Here is an 18,366-nt window from a genome sequence, read left to right on the forward strand (position 1 = left end):
CTTACTTTACCCGGGTGCTGCCGTCTTCAAACAGCGCGTCCACTGTCGGACGCTGCTCTTCGGTGGGGATACCCAGCTTCTCCCGGATGTTCAGATTGACGTCCCAAAGCTGATTGAACTTGTCGGAAGTAGCCGCAACGGCCTCTTCCTTGCCCAGCATGATTTTGGGGCGCAGGAACACCAGCAGGTTGCGCTTCACCCGGCGCTCCGATTCGGAGGAGAACAGGCGACCAACGAACGGGATGTCACCCAGCAGGGGCACCTTGCTCCTGTTGACCTGGTAATCATCCCGGGTCAAACCGCCCAGCACGATGGTCTCACCGTCATCTGCAAGCACTGTGGTCTTGATTTCCCGCTTGTTGGTGACGATATCCGAGGCGTCCTCGATGCTGTCTGCCACGTTCTCTGTGGTCTGCTCCACCACCAGACGCACCAGGCCGTCGGCACTGATGGTCGGGGTAACCTTGAGGGTCAGACCGATATCGCGACGCTCGATGGTGGTGAATGGATTGGTGGTGCCGTCACCGACAACCGTCGACTGGCCAGTGCGGAACGGGACATTCTGGCCCACGATGATCTCCGATTCCTGGTTGTCCAGGGTGATGATGCTCGGCGTGGAAAGCAGGTTTGCCGCCGCCGAGGTGGAAAGCGCCTGCAGGAGAATCCCCCAACTGACACCATCCTCGTTACGCTGGCCGGCGCCGATGGTGATACCACCTGTTGCGGGGGTAATGGCGGATTCAGTCAGAATCGCGCTCAATACCTCACCCAGGCTGCGCCCCACGTTGCCGAAGTTGGTGCCGGCCACTGGTGAGGATTCACCAGACTCGTCACCGACGGCAACCTGGACGCCCAGATCCTGTCCCAGCTCGTCACTGATCTCGACAATCGCTGCCTCAATCATCACCTGGGCACGACGCACATCCAGCGCCGCAACAATCTGTTCGGCTTCCTGCATCAGGGATGGCTCACCCCTCACCACCAGCGCGTTCAGCCCCTCATCCGCAAACACGGCAAAGCTGCTTTGCGGTTTGGCGGCACCGCCGCCTCCCGAACCGGTACCTTCTTTCACCAGCTCGCCCATCACACCCTTCAGGATCTCAGTCAGGTTTTTGGCGTCGGCGTGTTTCAGCCTCAGGACCTTGGTGGTGCCGCCGGTGGCAGAGGGCTGGTCCAGCTGTCGAATCAGGCCGCGCATCTTTTCGCGGAAGGTCTCATCGCCCCGCAGGATAAGGCGGTTGCTGCGCTCATCTGCCGTGACGCTGTATTTTCTGGCGGCATTGTCGCCGCCGGCCCGGCCGAGTTCATCCGGGGCCAGTTCCTGCAGCAGGGTCACCATATCACCCACCCAGGCTTCCTGAAGCTGGATGACTTCCACTTCGTATTTGGACGGGCTATCCAGCTCCCGGACAATCTGCTCGATGCGCTGGATATTGGAAGAATGATCACTGATGATCAGGGCGTTGGCGGCGGCCACCCCGGCCAGATGGCCGTATTTCGCCACCAGGGGGCGCAGAATCGGCACCAGCTCCAGGGCGTTGGCGTTGTCGATCTGGATAACCCGCGTGATCAGCTGCTCGGAGGGGGTTTCGGGAAAGCGCTCCAGAATCTCTGCCGACTGTTTGGCATCAACCTGCTGCACCACCTTGATCACTTCTGCGCCCGGGATGGCGGTAAAACCGTGAACATTCAAGACCGCCAGGAACAGATCGTAAATTTCGTCCTTGTTCATGGGCGCGCTGGAGAGCAACGTTACCTTGCCCTTTACCCGCGGATCCACCACAAAACTGTACCCGGTAATGTCCGCGACCTGGGTCACGAACGCACGGATATCGGCGTCTTTCAGGTTCAGCCGCCATGTCTCGGCTTCCTGCCCATAAGCCATGGACATAAAGGGAAGGAGAAAAAGCAGGACAATGGCCCGCAAAACATTGATCTTGTGGTTATACATCTGGCGATTTCGTCCTGTTTCGATGAACCCGGTCAGCGCCACTGCTCGGGTATGGCATAACTGATGGTGAGGATGGATCCGTCACGCTCGATTTCTATCTCCAGCTGGGCCTGGCCGCGCCAGTTCTCAAGCAGGGCCTTATCCTGGCTGATATCGCCCAGCCGCTGACCGTTGATAGCCGTTATCACGTCCCCGGCCTGCAGGTTGACGGCGTTAAGCATGGCGTTAGAGCCGTCATACACGTAACCGGACATGCCGCTATTGTCCACCGGGCTCAACCCGAAAGGCGCCAGTGCGGCAATGCCCTGGCTGTCAATCTGTTCACGGGCGCTGGCCAGGAACTCATCCGGTGATGATTCTGCAGGCTCCTCGGTCACTTCTGCAACCAGTTCAGACGACTGCTCCTCGAAAGTCAGGGATTCGTATCGCCCACCCCGACGAATCAGAACACGCCCGGGTTCCACTTCGGCCAGCTCGGCATTGCCGGGTAGCATCTCCCCTACCCGGTAATATGCGGTTTCTCCATTGCTCCCAGCAACTATAGCACCGGAGTCCTCCGGGCGCTGTGCGACAAGTACCCCTTCCAGCCGGAGCCGAAGCCGGGTTTCCGGAGCCGAGCGGCGAACCGCATCGGCCACCTCGACCGGTCGCTCAGACCGCCCGAAGAAATCGTAAACGGCCATAGACGTTGTCAAACGGCTACCGCCTGACAGACTGCCTGCACCGGCTGCGACCGGCGCGTCTGGCACCGGCCGGTCGTCCCAGGCGTATAACCAGGTCATCCGGGCGAGAGTGTTGGCCAAATACACCACCAGCACCAACAGCAACAGGTTGGCGAGGATCCGGGAAATCCGGCTCTGGGCCGGAATACTCAACAGCGCCATATTATCTTGCCCCCGGTACGAGAGGCTGGCGTACCCGGAATACGACATCACCCGGGCTGGCAGAATCCGGCCAGGGCTGGCCGGCGAGATCCACCATACGCTTGTAGACACGCAGTTCCATCATTCCGTTCCAGAACACGGTGGCATCTGCTGCTGGCCCCTGGGCGCCCTGCTCGGAGACGGTCAGCGCCACACCACCCTGGGAGGTATCCATCGTCGCCTGCATGGGCGGAAACTCGGCCTGCCCACGCTGGCCACCCATTGGCCAGGTCACCAGGCCGCCATCCCAGCGCCCCAGGCCTTCCGCCCGCGTAATCCGGTTATCGGCCCAGGCCATATTCAGACGGTCAATCATGACTTCGCCTTCAATCATGGCGCCGCCGCTCTGGCGGATCAGCTCCTCAAACTCGGCCACCGTGATCCGTCCGCTGGCATCAAGCTGGGCACTGGCCGGCCAGCCCACCGTAACATCGCCGTTGAGCGAGGATTGCGACGATTCCAGGGAAATTCGGGCTGGCCATTCCAAGCTGGTGACCGACGGCATATAAAGGCGCCAGTCAACACGCACCGCGAAACCGGCCACCACAACCCCGGCTTCGCCATCCCAGAGTTTGCCGGCAACTTGCTGAACCTTTACCTGGGGAGGCAGAGATACATGGGCAGAGGCTTGCTGCCAGACCCATCCCGCAGGGACCAGAAAGACCAGTGACAGGACATAAACCAAAGCGCCCAGCAGCAGGAGCAAGAATACCTTGCCGGGGCGGAGAAAGGATTTGGGTTCAGCGTCACTCATTCGGCGTTGCACAGATAATGGACCGGAAGCCGAGTCTAGCAAAGCCATGGGGCAAGTTCATGACAAAAAAACAAAAACCCCGCGTTGGCGTGAACCAACGCGGGGTTTTTAAGGGGCCGAGATCAGGCCGGCATTACATCATGCCGCCCATACCTCCCATGCCTCCCATTCCACCCATGTCCGGCATACCGCCGCCGGCAGACTCGTCCTGCGGCTCATCCGCAACCATCGCCTCGGTGGTGATGATCAGGGAAGCCACAGAAGCGGCCGCCTGCAGAGCGGAACGGGTGACCTTGGCAGGATCCAGGATACCCATTTCCAGCATATCGCCGTAGGCTTCGGTCGCGGCGTTGTAGCCGAAGGAACCTTCGCCTTCGCGAACCTTCGCAACCACAACAGAAGACTCACCGCCTGCGTTGTAAACGATCTGGCGCAGAGGAGCTTCCATGGCACGGCGCAGAATGTTAACACCGGCTTTCTGCTCTTCGTTGATGGCGTCTACCTTGTCCAGGGCCGCAATGGCACGGATCAGGGTTACACCACCGCCCGGCACGATGCCCTCTTCAACCGCGGCGCGGGTAGAGTGCAGCGCGTCTTCAACGCGGGCCTTCTTCTCTTTCATTTCCACTTCGGAACCGGCACCAACCTTGATAACGGCAACACCGCCAGCCAGCTTGGCAACACGCTCCTGCAGCTTTTCCTTGTCGTAGTCGGAAGAGCTGTCTTCGATCTGCTTGCGGATCTGCTCAACGCGAGCTTCGATGTCCGCCTGCGCACCAGCACCGCCGATGATGGTGGTGTTTTCCTTGGTGACGTTCACACGCTTGGCTGTGCCAAGGTCATCCAGGGTGGTGTTCTCAAGAGTCAGGCCGACTTCTTCAGAGATTACGGTACCACCGGAAAGGATCGCGATGTCCTGCAGCATTTCCTTGCGACGGTCACCAAAGCCAGGCGCCTTGACAGCGTTTACCTTGACGATGCCACGCATGTTGTTCACTACCAGAGTGGCAAGCGCTTCACCCTCGATGTCTTCAGCGATGATCTGCAGCGGCTTACCAGCCTTGGCTACAGCTTCCAGCACCGGCAGCAGCTCGCGGATATTGGAGATCTTCTTGTCGACCAGCAGGATGTACGGGTCTTCCAGCTCGGCAGACATGTTGTCCTGGTTGTTGATGAAGTACGGAGACAGGAAGCCACGGTCGAACTGCATACCTTCAACCACGTCCAGCTCGTCTTCCAGGCCTCGGCCTTCCTCAACGGTAATAACGCCTTCCTTGCCAACTTTTTCCATTGCATCGGCGATGATCTTACCGATGGTATCGTCACCGTTGGCAGAGATAGTGCCTACCTGAGCGATCATCTTGCTGTCGTCACAGGGCTTGGCCATATCACGGATTGCCTTCACGGCTTCCGTTGTGGCCTTGTCGATGCCGCGCTTCAGATCCATCGGGTTCATGCCGGCAGTAACTGCCTTAACGCCCTCGTTAACGATGGACTGAGCCAGAACGGTTGCGGTAGTGGTACCGTCACCGGCGGTGTCGTTGGCCTGGGAAGCTACTTCCTTCACCATCTGGGCGCCCATGTTCTCGAACTTGTCAGACAGTTCGATTTCCTTGGCTACGGAAACACCATCTTTGGTGATGGTCGGCGCGCCGAAGGACTTTTCCAGAACCACGTTACGGCCTTTCGGGCCGAGGGTCACTTTAACCGCGTCTGCCAGTACATTGACGCCCGCGACCATGCGCTTACGTGCGCTATCACCGAATCTAACGTCTTTTGCTGCCATGTCTTCTATTCCTGTTCGTTAAACCGAAGTTGTTGAATCAATCGGATTAATGAGAGTTCGTGCGATTCGCCTCAGCGATCACTCAAGCACGCCGTAGATGTCGCTCTCGCTCATGATGAGGAGCTCTTCGCCATCGATCTTGACGGTGTTCCCGGCGTACTGGCCGAAGACCACGGTGTCACCCACCTTGACCGCCAGTGAGCGGGTTTCGCCGTTTTCCAGGATGCGACCGTTACCAACGGCAATTACCTCGCCCTGGGAGGGCTTCTCTTTGGCGTTACCCGGCAGCACGATGCCACCCGCAGTTTTCTCTTCTTCTTCCTTACGGCGCACGACAACACGGTCGTGTAGCGGACGAATTTTCATTGCTCGGTTTCTCCAATAGTCAGATTAATGTGGCAATGACATTGTTGATGTAGGTCGGACAGGCAAAGCCTGGTCCGACAAATTGCCCGGCTGGATAACCAACTGTTTTCAGTGGAAATCAGCCCGCAGCGAACTTGTGGTTTCTATTTGGGGTAGCTGGTAGGTGTTTTCAACACCCCTTAGAGAAAATTTTTTCACTTTTTTTCGATCCGGTCCCGATCGGATTCCGTCTCATCCTGGTACTCGCCTTCGATGATGTCGCCATTGCTGTCCCGATCAAAAGGCCGCTGCCGGCCGAACGGGTTCTCCTGGCCGCCAAACGGATCCTGCCCGAAGGGATTGGACCCGCCACCGGCACGGAAATAGAAGCTGCTGCTGCGGTTCTGACCAGCCACGACCATGCGCTTCAGCGCCTGCGCCGCGAGCCAGTGGCGGCTCCCCGGAATCAGGCACAAAAAGCCGACCGTATCGGTGATAAAACCCGGCGTCAGCAGCAAGGCGCCACCAATAGCCAGAATCAGCCCCTCGGCAACCTCTTTGGCAGGCAATTCACCACTGTTCAGCCGCTGATTGGCCCTCAACAGCGTTGCCAGACCCTGCTGGCGAAGGAGCCAGGCGCCGATCACGGCGGTCAACAACACCAACCCGACGGTATTGAGCACACCAATCATGCCACCCACCTGGATCAACACCGCCATCTCGGCAATCGGCATGATTATGAATAGAAAAAGAAACACGGACATCGGGACCTCAGGGTCTGAGCAGGAATTTCAGAAGGTCTGGTATACTCGCAGTCCTTCCGTATCTAACAAGAAGCCACATTCATGGCTCTACGCACCAGCCATACCGGTGAAAAGACGCACAGCAACTGTAAAGCCACTTGATAACAGTAGTTAGGGCAAAACATGAAACTTCAAGATTCCGTGATTGCAATCACTGGCGGCGGCCAGGGCCTTGGCCGCGCCATGGGCGAATACCTTGCGGCCAAAGGTGCAAAAATTGCGCTGATCGACCTGATGCCGGAGAAGCTGGACGAAGCCGTCACCGCCTGCGTGGCCGCGGGCGCTGAGGCCAGAAGCTACGTCTGCAACGTCGCCAAAGAAGAAGACGTTGAAAAAACCTTTGAAGCCATCGTAAAAGATTTCGGCCACCTCAATGGCCTGATCAACAACGCCGGCATCCTGCGAGACGGCCTGATGGTCAAAGTGAAGGATGGCGAAGTTGAGCGCCGCATGGAGCTGTCCCAGTGGCAGGCGGTGATCGACGTCAACCTCACCGGTGTGTTTCTCTGCGGCCGCGAAGCCGCCACCCAGATGATCAAGAACGGCGACCAGGGCGCGATCATCAACATCGCCTCCATCTCCCGCGCCGGCAACATGGGCCAGAGCAACTACTCCGCCGCCAAAGCCGGCGTCTCCGCCCTGGTTCCCGTATGGGCCAAGGAACTCGCCCGCTACGGCATCCGCTGCGCCGGTATCGCCCCGGGCTTCATCGAGACCGAAATGACCGCCTCCATGAAACCGGAAGCCCTGGAAAAAATGACGGCCGGCATTCCGCTCAAGCGCATGGGCAAACCCGAAGAGATTGCTTCGGCTGCGGCGTTCATCTTTGAGAACGACTATGTGTCAGGGCGGATGATTGAAGTGGATGGGGCTCTTCGGCTCTAACGGGTCGAGCTACCATTGAGTGGGGCGCCCAGAGCGCCCCGTTACCATCGAAACCGAGACATCGAAACCCGCCCGTCGGTAACTTCGACACCTTCAGCCTCAAGCCGGCTAACCTGCTCCTCAAATTTCTCGGACCCCACGGGAAAGGCAATCTGGCCGTTACTGCGAATCACCCGATACCAGGGCACGGCATGTCCTTCCGGCAACTTGCCCAAGGCCTTCCCGATGTACCTCGCCTGCCGGCCCAACCCTGCCATCTCTGCAACCTGGCCGTAACTGACCACCTTTCCCTCTGGGACAGCCAGTACGACTTGCCAGATTTTCTGGTCTTTGGTCGGTTCGGACATCAAGGGCTCTCTGCTCCGGCATCGGGCTTCGATTCATTGCGCGGCGCCAACGAATCCAGTCGATGGCCATTTCGGATCATGAAAATGGCCAGCAGAATCGCAGGCACACCCATTATGCCGGCCACCAGGAAGAATTCGGCGTAACCAAAGCCCGCCACGACAATGCCGGAGAACCCACCGAGAAACTTGCCAGGCAGAGTCATCAGGGAACTGAACAGTGCGTACTGCGTAGCCGTAAACGAGGCACTGGTCATGCTCGAGAGCCATGCGATCAGGGCAACATTGGCAATGCCGCCACTGAGGTTATCGGCGCTCACCACGGCGGCCAGGGCGATGATGTTGGGCGGGTACTGGGCCAGAACAACGAACAGTAGGTTAGTGGCGGCAGTCATGATCGCTCCCAACAGAAGAATTCGACGAACCCCGTAGCGAACCACCATAACCCCACCAACCAGGGAGCCGGCAATGGTCATGAAGAAGCCAAAGATTTTGGTGACGTCCGCCACCTGGGTTTTGCTGAAGCCCATGAAATCCAGGTAGAAGGGATTGGCCATGACGCCCATGGCGATGTCGGAGATCCGGTACACGGCAACCATCAGCAGGATGACCAGAGCCAGCTCCTTGTACCGCCTGAAAAAATCCAGAAACGGACCGGCCACGGCGGCGTAGAACCAGCCAACAAGTCTCGCCAGGCGGGGATTCAGATGCGTGAGCTTGGCAGCCTCCTGTTCGATCTCGTGGGCAATGTCCTGGGCGGCGGCAAAGTGGTTCACGCTGGGCTCGCGAACAATGAGCACCGTGAGCGCGCCAACTCCTACCAGGGCCGCCATGACTTCATAGGACACCTGCCACGACCAGAATTCCGCCAGGTAAAGAGCACCGGCGCCGGCCACCAGAAGCGCCAGACGGTAGCCAAAGATATACGTAGCAGCCAGGGCGGCCTGGAGCCGCTCCTCGGCAATCTCGATGCGGTAGGCATCAATGGCCACGTCCTGGGTGGCAGAGGAGAACGCCACCAGCAGGCCACAAAGGGCCATCATTTCCGGCGCTGCCGTGGCATCCACGTGAGCCATCAGGTACAGCCCCGTGGCGATACCTGCTTGCGCAAAGATAATCCAGCTTCGCCGCTTGCCCAGCAGCCGGTCGAGCAGCGGCAGTTTCAGGCGGTCCACCACCGGTGCCCAGAACACCTTGATGGAATAGGTAATACCAAGCCAGCTGAAGAACCCGATGGTGGCGGTTTCCACCCCCACATCCGCGAGACGGGCATTCAGCGTGGAAAACACCAGCAGGAACGGCAGCCCCGCCGAAAAGCCCAGGAATAGCAGGGCAATCACCTGCCAACGGGTATAGGTATGGAGCGTGTCCCGGATCAGGGTCAGGCGGGTGCCGTTTAAGATGGTGAAGCCTCCGGATCAGTCGCGGAAATTATTGAACTGCAGCGGGATATCCAGCTCAGCTTCCCTGAGCATGGCAATGGCTTCCTGGAGATCATCCCGCTTCTTGCCGGTCACTCGCACTTTGTCACCCTGGATACTGGCCTGGACCTTCATCTTCTGGTCCTTGATCATCTTCACGATCTTCTTGGCCATATCGGTTTCAATGCCCTGCTTCAGCAGCAGGTGCTGTTTAACCAGCTTGCCGGACTTGCTGTCGCCATCCTCAGCCAGCGCTCGCGCATCGATATTACGCTTGGCAAAGGCCATACGCAGCATGTCCAGCAACTGTTCCAGCTGGAACTCCTGCTCGGCACTGATGGTAATGCCCTTGTCGTCCAGCTCAATGTCGGCTTCCACGTTCTTGAAGTCCCAGCGATTGCCCAGCTCCCGCTTGGCCTGGTCGACCGCATTGGTGACTTCGTGCATATCGATTTCTGAAACAATGTCAAAAGAAGGCATGGTCGTTATTCTCCAACAGGGTAAGAAGGTATACTTCTTCAATTTGCTGGGGATGATACCAACCCCGGGCATCTCTCGCACCTGACAACGGACTGCTAAAAGTAGATAACAATGCCAAATCTGGACCTTCCCATCCTGGTAGTAGACGACGCGAAATTCAGCAGTATGGTGGTTGGCCGCACGCTGCGAAATGCCGGATATCGCGACGTACGCATCGTGAATAACGCACCGGAAGCCCTGCAGTTAATCGAACAGCGCCCGGTAAGCGTGCTGATTGCCGACTGGCTGATGCCCGAGATGGATGGCCTTGAGCTGACGGACCAGGTGCGACAACAGGACGAGCAGAACAATCACTACACCTACGTGATCCTCCTCACGGCACGGGAAAGCGTAGAGGCTCTTTCAGAAGCCTTCGACCGGGGTGTGGACGACTTCATCTACAAGTCCGACATGACCAAGCAACTGATCCCCCGCATATTTGCCGCAGACCGAATGGCCGACCGCCAGAACACCCTGCTCCGGGCCAACTCCCTGCTGATCGAGAACAACCGGGAACTGGAATCCACAAACATCATTGATCTGGAAACCGGTCTCTGCAACACCAAATACGGTCGCGAGCGGCTGACCAAGATGCTGCGCCACGCTGAATCCCGAGGCGGCTGTTCTGCCTACGTACTGTGCGGCATTCGCAACTGGCAGGAACTCAAGCGCAAACACCCGCCCACAGTGATGAGCGAACTGGCCATCGGCATTGCCCGCCGACTGAGCACCCTGATTCGCCCCATTGATGCCCTGTGCCGCGTTGGCGACAATCAGTTCGCCATCATTGCCTACTTCCCGAACAGCGATCACTGCACCACCACCGCCTTCCGGCGCGTGTTCGACGGCATCAACCACAAGGCCCTGAAAACCACAGCCGGCTATATTTCCGTGGAAGCCGGCATGGTGTTGTGCAAAGCTGACGCCCAGAACGGCACACCCTCGATCCAGGATATGGAACGGGCAGCGGTGCAGGGGCTGGTGGATGCCTACGATACGCGTCGGTTTACCGAGACTGCGCCGGAGATCGGAGCGACCGCCTGAAGCGGCGACACACTCGGTAACACTGATACACACTTCACAAACAGACAGGAAAGGCCGGACGACTTATTCTGCAATTGTGGATTTAAGCAGTATCCCCCATGGTGGAGGAGCCGAGTAGTACCTCCGCCGCCATATGGGGAATCGAATCCACCGGATTAACGAATTTTTCAGGCACTTTCGTTCTTTCCTTGTTTTTTGGGCCAGCTTTTTAGCTGGCCTTTTTATTTTCCGCTCCAGACGTTTCCGCACCAGTTCCGTTATACTCCGGCTATAACGACTCCAAAAACAGTGCTGTAACCATGAAAACCCTCGGAACCGCCTCTGTCGCCGCCCTGCGCCAATACGTTCGTGCTGCCGAATCCGCCGGCGTGGATATCAATCGCCTTTTCGACCAGGCTGAACTGGACCAGAACATCCTGGACACCGACGACGGCCGCATTAACGGCGAGCAGTTCCAGCACTTTATCCGTTTATTGTGCGAACAAACCGGCAGCCCGATCCTGGGCCTCGAGACCGGCGACTTCGTTCAACCCGGCTCCTACAGCGTGCTTGGCTACATCACCATGAGCTGCGCCACCCTGGGGGAGGCCGTAGCGCGCATTGCGCCATTCGAAAAACTCGTTGGAGACATGGGCACCACCAGCCTCGCCATGAAAGGCGAAGACATCAAACTGACCTGGAACTGCAACTACACCGATCCCGTCGTCCGCCCGCAACTGGTGGACAACGTATTTGCCTCCTGGGTGAACTACGCCCGCTGGCTTGCAGACAATCAGGAAGCATCACCAAGCGTGGTAAAACTCCGCCGATCCTCGCCAGGTTCCGAATTTGAAACAGCCTACCGAGAGCGCTGGCACTGCCCGGTCACCTTCTCAGCCGATGAGGACAGCATCACACTCAAGAAAACCCTGCTGGAGACCCGCCTGCGGCAACCAGACCCCCTGCTCCGCAAAACGCTGGAAGCCCATGCCCTGAGTCAGCTGGCGTCCCTGGATACCGACAGCGACCTGACTTCGAAGGTCCGTCACAGCATCCAACAACAGCTCATGCACGGCATAACCCGGCAAGACATGGTGGCTGAAGACCTGGGTATGACCAGCCGAACCCTGCAGAGAAAACTCGGCCAGGAAGGCGTGTCTTACCAGAAATTGCTGGATGAAGTGCGGCAAAAAATGGCCGAGGACTATCTTCGCAACAGCGAGCTGGCCATTCCGGATATTGCACTGAGGCTGGGGTACAGTGAAACCACGTCGTTTCACCGGAAGTTCAAAGCGGTAACGGGGAAAGCACCGGGAGAGTTTCGGCAACGAGCAGCAAACTCAGAAGCCTGAAAAGCCAGACAGGTAGCGCTTTTCAGGACTGTCGTTGGCCAGGGATGGCCAACGTCAAGCGCACATGGATGTGCTCGTAGCGTGTCCTGAAAAGCGCTGCCTGCCTGGCGCCTACTCCGAATTAGCAGGCAATGCTTTTAAAGCTTGCGGCCTTTGCCAGCAGCAATCCGCAGACGCAGCGCATTAAGCTTTATGAAGCCTTCTGCATCCTTCTGATCGTACGCACCCTGATCTTCCTCAAAGGTAGCAATCTTCTCGTCGAACAGAGAATCCTCAGATTTACGGCCAACCACATCCACATTGCCCTTGTAGAGCTTCAGGCGAACAGTGCCGTTTACATAATGCTGGGTCTGATCGATCAGAGCTTGAAGAGCCTCGCGCTCCGGGGACCACCAGTAACCGTTGTAGATCACCTCGGCGTAGCGCGGCATGATGCTGTCTTTCAGGTGCGCCACTTCACGATCCAGGGTAATGGATTCAATGGCACGGTGGGCACGCAGCATGATGGTACCGCCCGGGGTTTCGTAACAGCCGCGGGACTTCATGCCCACGTAGCGGTTCTCGACGATATCCAGGCGACCGATACCGTTCGCACCCGCCAGCTTGTTCAGAGTTTCCAGAACCACGTGGGGCTTCATGTCCTGACCGTCGATGGCAACAATGTCGCCCTTCTTGTAGGTCAGCTCAACATAGGTCGGCTCATCCGGCGCGGCTTCCGGAGACACACTCCAGCGCCACATATCTTCCTCGGCTTCCGCCCAGGGATCTTCCAGATTGATGCCTTCGTAAGAAATGTGCAGCAGGTTGGCATCCATGGAGTACGGGCTCTTGCCCTTCTTCATTTCCACCGGGATATTGCGCTCTTCGCAGTACTTCAGCAGCTTCTCGCGGGAATTCAGATCCCACTCACGCCAGGGTGCAATCACCTTTACTCCAGGCTTCAGCGCGTAAGCACCCAGCTCGAAACGCACTTGGTCGTTGCCCTTACCGGTTGCGCCGTGGGAAATGGCATCGGCGCCGGTTTCATTGGCGATATCGATCAAACGCTTGGCAATCAGAGGACGGGCAATGGACGTACCCAACAGGTACTCACCCTCGTAGATGGTGTTCGCGCGGAACATCGGGAACACGTAATCGCGCACAAACTCCTCGCGCAGGTCCTCGATGTAGATTTCCTTAACGCCCAACGCTTCGGCTTTCGCCCGCGCCGGCTCAACTTCCTCGCCCTGGCCGATGTCGGCGGTAAAAGTTACCACCTCACAGTTATAGGTATCCTGCAACCACCGAACGATTACGGAAGTATCCAGGCCACCGGAATAGGCCAGCACCACCTTTTTAATATCAGACATGCCCTTGCTCCAGACTGAACAGAATGGATGTGTTGAAAATAAGGGCGTTATTGTACGGGAGAGCGTGAGGAATGGCTATAAAGCCCCTCTCCCCTGGCGGGAGAGGGGTTGGGGAGAGGGGGTTATTGATCAGCCAGCAGCCTGCTGACCAATAGCCTCTTCCCGAATACCATCCCACCCTTCTTTAACAGAACGCAGAAGGGTAAGAACCTCATCCAGCTTGGCCAAATCATTCTTGGCACTGGCTTCCAGCAAAGAGCGCTCCATATAGTCATACAGCGCCTCAAGACGCGCAGCCAGATCGCCACCCTGTTCGAAATCCAGGAAGGAACGCAGTCCACCAATAATCTCGATGGCCTTGTTGATCAACTGGGCCTTGCCGCCGTAATCCTTTGCCTGGATACGAGACTTGGCCATGTTGATGCGCTCAATAGCACCGTTGTACAAAAGCTGGATCAGCTTATGCGGATCTGCATCGGTGATGCTGGTTTGGGTGTTTACGCGCTGGTATGCCTGTAAACCGTTCATACTCGACCTCTTGGTTCGCTAATCGGCCCGGGCCGATCAGTTGTTGTTCCGGTTGTTTTGGGGTGCAAGCGCAGCGAGCTGCTGGCTTACGTAATCCTGTGTGCTGTTGAGCTGGGAAATCAGGGAATCTGCCGCTGTGAACTGACTAACCAAGCGCTCACGGTAAGCAGCAATACGTTCCTCAAGTCGCGCCTGATTTTCCTGAATTTGTTCCAGATCGCGATTGAGGCTTTCAGTCCGCGATTCGATGGCGCCATCAGCACCCACAAAACTGGAAACCAGATCAACCGTCCGCTCTGCAACGCCTTCCACAAAAGTAATCGAGCCACGACTGCCAGTCTGGTCGCCCAGAATACGAACCTGCAGACCAGACGCACCACCATTGCCACTTCCCAGAAAGAGTACCTGGCCGTCGCCTTCCGCGGTTCGGCCACCAATGGTGCCTGCCACATCGATACCTGAAGTGCCGGTGGCAGCAGACAACCCATAAGCGGAACCATCTTCTACTGATGTCAGGCTGACGTTCGAATCACTGCCGTAATCGGAGGAGGTAAAGGTCAGCTCGCCGCCGCTTCCAATGCCAACCTGGACACCCGAGCCAGACGCATTCAGAGCATTATTGGCATTCAGCTGAGCCTGTATCTCGTCTGCCAGCTCCTGAGCTGTATTGTAGGTTTGCTGAGTGAGCTGAACGCTCACAGACGTTTCACCATTAACCTGGAACGTCAGCTCGTCATTGCCGGCGCCGATGGTAAGTGGGGCCGTAAACGCAGCCCCAGATAGTGCGCCCTGCGTCGCCGCCTGGGTAATGTTGATATCGTAGCGGCCTGGCTCAGTATTCAAGCCACTCCGGACGAACTCGACCTGGCTATCGGTTGTCCGGCCTTGCTCTGCAAACAGTGCCGTCACATCGTCCGGATTATTCTTCAGCTGCTCTTCAAACTTGGCTCGGTCAAACTCCAGACCACCAGTTTCAAAGTTGGTCGTGATGCCCACATCCGCCAGGCTACGAACACTGGAATTTTCCAGGCCCGGCACAACCCGCGTCAGAACCTGACGCAATTGATTCTGAATAGAACGGACGGTACTGTCACCCGTGAGCAGACTGCCAACGCCTGCCTCAGCGTTAAAGCCAGCGAGACTATCAATAGTGGACTGAAGCGAATTAAATTTATCAACGAAGCCTTGTACGCGATCAGCAACCGCACCCAAGTCTTGCTGAACCTTGATAGTAGAGGAACCAGTCTCGGTGATATCGAAGGTCAAGCCATCAATTACGTTTTCAAAACTGTTAGTAGACCGGGTAACCTCAACGCCGTTGATTTTCATAACGGCATCTGATGCAGCAATCGTCTCTTGCAAACCGGCATCTGAATCCATACCGGTGTTAAACGCAAAACGGGACAGTCCCTGATTATCGGTGTCTGTACCACCTGTATCACCGGATACGGAAATACTTACCGCATTGGCCGTTCCGGTCTCGTCAGCAGAAAGGACCAACTGGAAGCCGTTACCCGTATCGATCACACCCGCAGAGACACCTGCATCCGAATCATTGATCGCGTTGGCAAGCCCCTGAAGCGTGTCGTTACTGTTATCAACAGTAATATTCGTGGTTTTATCACCAACATTAAGCGTCAGCGTGCCCTGCCCGACGCTGGTCGCGTCGCGATCTGCAAATACATCCCTGGAAGCCAAGGCCTGCGCACCGGCAAGACTGGTTACCTCAACACTGTAAGTGCCACGACTCGCCTTGGTGCTGTCCACTGATACCGCAATACCTTCATTGGAAGAATTTGCAGAAAACGCTTTGAGGTTATCGGGAGCACTGAGCTGGCGCATGGGCAGGCGCAGTTCGGTAACGGCGCTGCGGAGTTTGCCATAGGCAGACAGCAAAGCCTGGGTTTGCTCTGTCTTCTGTGTAAGCCTATTTTCCGTAGGCGCACGCTCTGCCTGTACCAGTTGATCAACCAGATCCGAATTCAGAACGCCTGAACCAAGACCCAACGATGATATGTTTGCCATGCTCATGCCTCCTCAAGGGGGCGAATCTCTTCATTGTTCAGTTTATCGGCAAAAAGCGGCAAAACTTTGCCTTTTTCTTTCGCCGATTTGTAACACCCTGTAACAGTTAACAACACCTCCCCTCTCCCCTCGCGGGAGAGGGGCCGGGGGAGAGGGAGAACCCTCTCACCCCAAAAACGCAGAACACCGCCGGCCCCTCACGGGTGCGGCGGTGCTGAAATACCGTCATTTAAATCTGCGTAAGAGCAACCGCCCTTACACTTTAATATTAAACAACGTCAGCGGCTCATCCTGCTGCAAGTTTTCTGCCAACCTCAATGCCAGCTCATCCGGAATCTGCCGGATAACTTCTTTGGTCGACTGATCGACTACCTTTACGATCGTCTGGCCTAATTCATTATCCACTTCAAACTGCAAATCCCGCTGCACATTCTGAACAAAATCGTTCAGTTGGCTAACCGCATCATCCAGTTGCTCCCGTGTGGCCTCATTCCGAGCCTGGAGCTTTTCAGCTTTCGACAAGTCCGAAGTTACCTGGGAGTTCTCAACCTTACTGACTGCGGCAGACGAACCAGCAAGGTCGGAGGCATTCCTGCCTTCGGCCTGAGATGACGAAATTGCCCGAGCCGGTGCTTGCTCACTGGTGCGAACCAGCTTCAGATCCGGGCTGTTCAGGTTAACGTCATTCATAGCTTACCTCGCTATCCTAAAACGGCGCTAAGCCGGAACCCGAAGGTTCCGGCTATTACCGCTATGCCCCAATTACTGCAGGAGGGACAGAACCTGCTGCGGACGGGCGTTCGCCTGCGCCAGTACCGAGATACCAGCCTGCTGCAGAACCTGAGACTTGGACAGCTTTGCAGTTTCAGCTGCGAAGTCTGCGTCCAGGATCCGGCTGTTGGCAGCGCTCAGGTTTTCAGACGTGGTCGCCAGGTTAGCAATGGTGCTTTCGAACCGGTTTTGGATCGCACCCAGGTCTGCACGGATGGAGTTAACCCGAGACAGAGCAGAATCTACAACTGCGATTGCTGACGCAGCACCATCTTCACTGCTGATATCGATCTGAGCTACTGTGTTCGCAGATCCATTGTTTACTGTGTTTGCCAAGCTGTTAAAGATTGAACCAGCGCCATCCGCAACACTTGAACTGGCCGAGAACGCCTGATCAGCAGACAATTCAACCGTACCGGTAACAACTGTTGAATCAGTGTTTGCTGCAGTAGTATTCGCAGAAGTAAGCTGGATCGCTGTTTGAGCGGTTGTTCCGTCACCTGCACCTGCAACACTAATCTGATCACCGTCGGCTGCGCCTAAGAAAGTCAGCCCAATATCCTTTCCAGTCGACTGTGAAAGGACAATCTCGTTGCTGGAGTTGATCTCAGCTGAAACACCCGTTGTACCGGTCAAGCCATTGATTGCATCGGCAAGTGCGGAGAGGTCACCGGTTGTTACACTTGCAGTCGCTGTTGCTGATTGACCACCGCTTTCAATGGTCAAGCTCACCGAACCACCGGCAGTCAAGTTAGACAGAGTGGCAGAAGTCGAGGCCGTTGCAGAAACACCTGTAGATCCAGAAATATCATTAATTTGACCGGCAATCTGCTCTGCAGACTCGCCACCGCTGAGGGTGAAAGAGCCCTGAGCAACAGGACCATTGATGGTAACGTCCTGGCCTGCAACAGTATTAGTGCCGGGAATTGCGGCTGCAGCATTTGCAGCTGTGCCCAAGCCGAAGTTGGCATCTTCACTGCCTGCAGTCAGTGAGTAGTTGGCCAGATCGGTAGTCTTGGCACTGCCGACATCAACGGAAATGGTTTGATTCGCGTTCGCACCGACCTGGAACTTCTGGGCGCTAAAGCTACCATCCAACAAATTCAGGCCGTTGAACTGAGTTGTCTCAGCGATCCTTTGCATCTCCTGCTGAAGCTGATTCACTTCTGCCTGAAGGGCGGAACGATCGGACGAAGAGTTGGTGGAGTTGGCAGACTGAATGGACAGGTCACGAATACGCTGCAGAATATTAGTGGTCTCTTCAAGCGCGCCCTCAGCAGTTTGTGCCAGCGAGATACCGTCATTCGCGTTCCGCTGCGCAACGTTCAGACCACTGATCTGAGACTGAAAGCGAGTAGAAATTGCAAGACCAGCGGCATCATCTTTGGCAGAGTTGATTCTCAAGCCTGAGGAAAGACGCTGCAGGGCCTGATCAGACAGGCTCTGAGATTTGCCCAACTGGTTCTGAGCGGAAAGTGACGCAACGTTAGTGTTAATACCGAGAGCCATTATGCTTCTCCTTCGACAGGTGTCGTTATTTCATGGAAAAGGTCTGGCGCCCTTTTTCACTTTGGGAGCGCCGCCCTG

Annotated in this window: 17 protein-coding genes; 3 read left to right on the top strand and 14 right to left on the bottom strand. The window is 56.7% G+C overall.

Annotation, left to right across the window (positions count from 1 at the left end; genetic code table 11):
* Position 1: 1 nt before the first annotated feature.
* The 6 genes from gspD to BM035_RS06990 form a co-directional block, all read right to left on the bottom strand.
* Entirely contained in the window at positions 2-1,951 is a 1,950-nt protein-coding gene (gene gspD / locus BM035_RS06965) for a type II secretion system secretin GspD (RefSeq protein WP_092031054.1), read from the bottom strand.
* A gap of 32 nt (positions 1,952-1,983) precedes the next feature.
* Positions 1,984-2,835 carry a type II secretion system protein N gene (locus BM035_RS06970; RefSeq protein ID WP_092030860.1) on the bottom strand — a complete coding sequence of 284 codons (852 nt, stop codon included), beginning with the start codon at positions 2,833-2,835 and terminating at the stop codon, positions 1,984-1,986.
* 1 nt (position 2,836) lies between these two features.
* Complete coding sequence (gspN, locus tag BM035_RS06975) at positions 2,837-3,628, bottom strand: type II secretion system protein N (protein WP_092030862.1); 792 nt, start codon at positions 3,626-3,628, stop codon at positions 2,837-2,839.
* 133 nt (positions 3,629-3,761) lie between these two features.
* Positions 3,762-5,414 carry a chaperonin GroEL gene (gene groL / locus BM035_RS06980; RefSeq protein WP_008171364.1) on the bottom strand — a complete coding sequence of 551 codons (1,653 nt, stop codon included), beginning with the start codon at positions 5,412-5,414 and terminating at the stop codon, positions 3,762-3,764.
* Between the two features lie 78 nt (positions 5,415-5,492).
* Entirely contained in the window at positions 5,493-5,780 is a 288-nt protein-coding gene (gene groES / locus BM035_RS06985; protein ID WP_008171363.1) for a co-chaperone GroES, read from the bottom strand.
* A gap of 194 nt (positions 5,781-5,974) precedes the next feature.
* Positions 5,975-6,523, bottom strand: coding sequence for an FxsA family protein (locus BM035_RS06990; RefSeq protein ID WP_092030864.1), 549 nt, complete (start codon positions 6,521-6,523; stop codon positions 5,975-5,977).
* Between the two features lie 162 nt (positions 6,524-6,685).
* Here BM035_RS06990 and BM035_RS06995 point away from each other — a divergent pair, with 162 nt between their 5' ends.
* Positions 6,686-7,447 carry an SDR family oxidoreductase gene (locus BM035_RS06995; RefSeq protein ID WP_092030866.1) on the top strand — a complete coding sequence of 254 codons (762 nt, stop codon included), beginning with the start codon at positions 6,686-6,688 and terminating at the stop codon, positions 7,445-7,447.
* 41 nt (positions 7,448-7,488) lie between these two features.
* Here the strand turns inward: BM035_RS06995 and BM035_RS07000 are convergent, their stop codons facing one another.
* The 3 genes from BM035_RS07000 to BM035_RS07010 all read right to left on the bottom strand — a co-directional run bounded on the left by BM035_RS07000 (position 7,489) and on the right by BM035_RS07010 (position 9,692).
* Entirely contained in the window at positions 7,489-7,794 is a 306-nt protein-coding gene (locus BM035_RS07000) for an MGMT family protein (RefSeq protein WP_092030868.1), read from the bottom strand.
* On the bottom strand, positions 7,794-9,131 hold the full coding sequence (locus BM035_RS07005) for an AmpG family muropeptide MFS transporter (protein WP_175497353.1): 1,338 nt from the start codon (positions 9,129-9,131) through the stop codon (positions 7,794-7,796). Before BM035_RS07005 ends, BM035_RS07000 begins: the two co-directional genes overlap by 1 nt.
* Positions 9,132-9,209: 78 nt before the next feature.
* Positions 9,210-9,692, bottom strand: a complete 483-nt coding sequence (locus tag BM035_RS07010) for a YajQ family cyclic di-GMP-binding protein (RefSeq protein WP_008171349.1) — start codon at positions 9,690-9,692, stop codon at positions 9,210-9,212.
* Between the two features lie 111 nt (positions 9,693-9,803).
* Here BM035_RS07010 and BM035_RS07015 point away from each other — a divergent pair, with 111 nt between their 5' ends.
* Positions 9,804-10,775 (top strand): response regulator, encoded by a 972-nt coding sequence (locus BM035_RS07015; protein WP_041645339.1) that lies wholly within the window; start codon positions 9,804-9,806, stop codon positions 10,773-10,775.
* Positions 10,776-11,074: 299 nt separating this feature from the next.
* Entirely contained in the window at positions 11,075-12,106 is a 1,032-nt protein-coding gene (locus tag BM035_RS07020; RefSeq protein ID WP_092030870.1) for an AraC family transcriptional regulator, read from the top strand.
* Positions 12,107-12,243: 137 nt separating this feature from the next.
* Here the strand turns inward: BM035_RS07020 and BM035_RS07025 are convergent, their stop codons facing one another.
* From BM035_RS07025 to BM035_RS07045, 5 genes are all read right to left on the bottom strand, one after another.
* Positions 12,244-13,455 carry an argininosuccinate synthase gene (locus BM035_RS07025; protein WP_064228759.1) on the bottom strand — a complete coding sequence of 404 codons (1,212 nt, stop codon included), beginning with the start codon at positions 13,453-13,455 and terminating at the stop codon, positions 12,244-12,246.
* Between the two features lie 129 nt (positions 13,456-13,584).
* Entirely contained in the window at positions 13,585-13,983 is a 399-nt protein-coding gene (gene fliS, locus BM035_RS07030) for a flagellar export chaperone FliS (protein WP_092030872.1), read from the bottom strand.
* 36 nt (positions 13,984-14,019) lie between these two features.
* A complete protein-coding gene (gene fliD / locus BM035_RS07035; RefSeq protein ID WP_092030874.1) occupies positions 14,020-16,008 on the bottom strand; it encodes a flagellar filament capping protein FliD in 1,989 nt (662 codons plus the stop codon).
* Positions 16,009-16,263: 255 nt separating this feature from the next.
* Positions 16,264-16,698 carry a flagellar protein FlaG gene (locus BM035_RS07040; RefSeq protein ID WP_092030875.1) on the bottom strand — a complete coding sequence of 145 codons (435 nt, stop codon included), beginning with the start codon at positions 16,696-16,698 and terminating at the stop codon, positions 16,264-16,266.
* A gap of 72 nt (positions 16,699-16,770) precedes the next feature.
* Entirely contained in the window at positions 16,771-18,288 is a 1,518-nt protein-coding gene (locus BM035_RS07045; protein WP_092030877.1) for a flagellin N-terminal helical domain-containing protein, read from the bottom strand.
* Positions 18,289-18,366: the final 78 nt, after the last annotated feature.

It is taken from the genome of Marinobacter sp. DSM 26671 (assembly GCF_900112835.1).
Lineage (GTDB): Bacteria > Pseudomonadota > Gammaproteobacteria > Pseudomonadales > Oleiphilaceae > Marinobacter > Marinobacter flavimaris.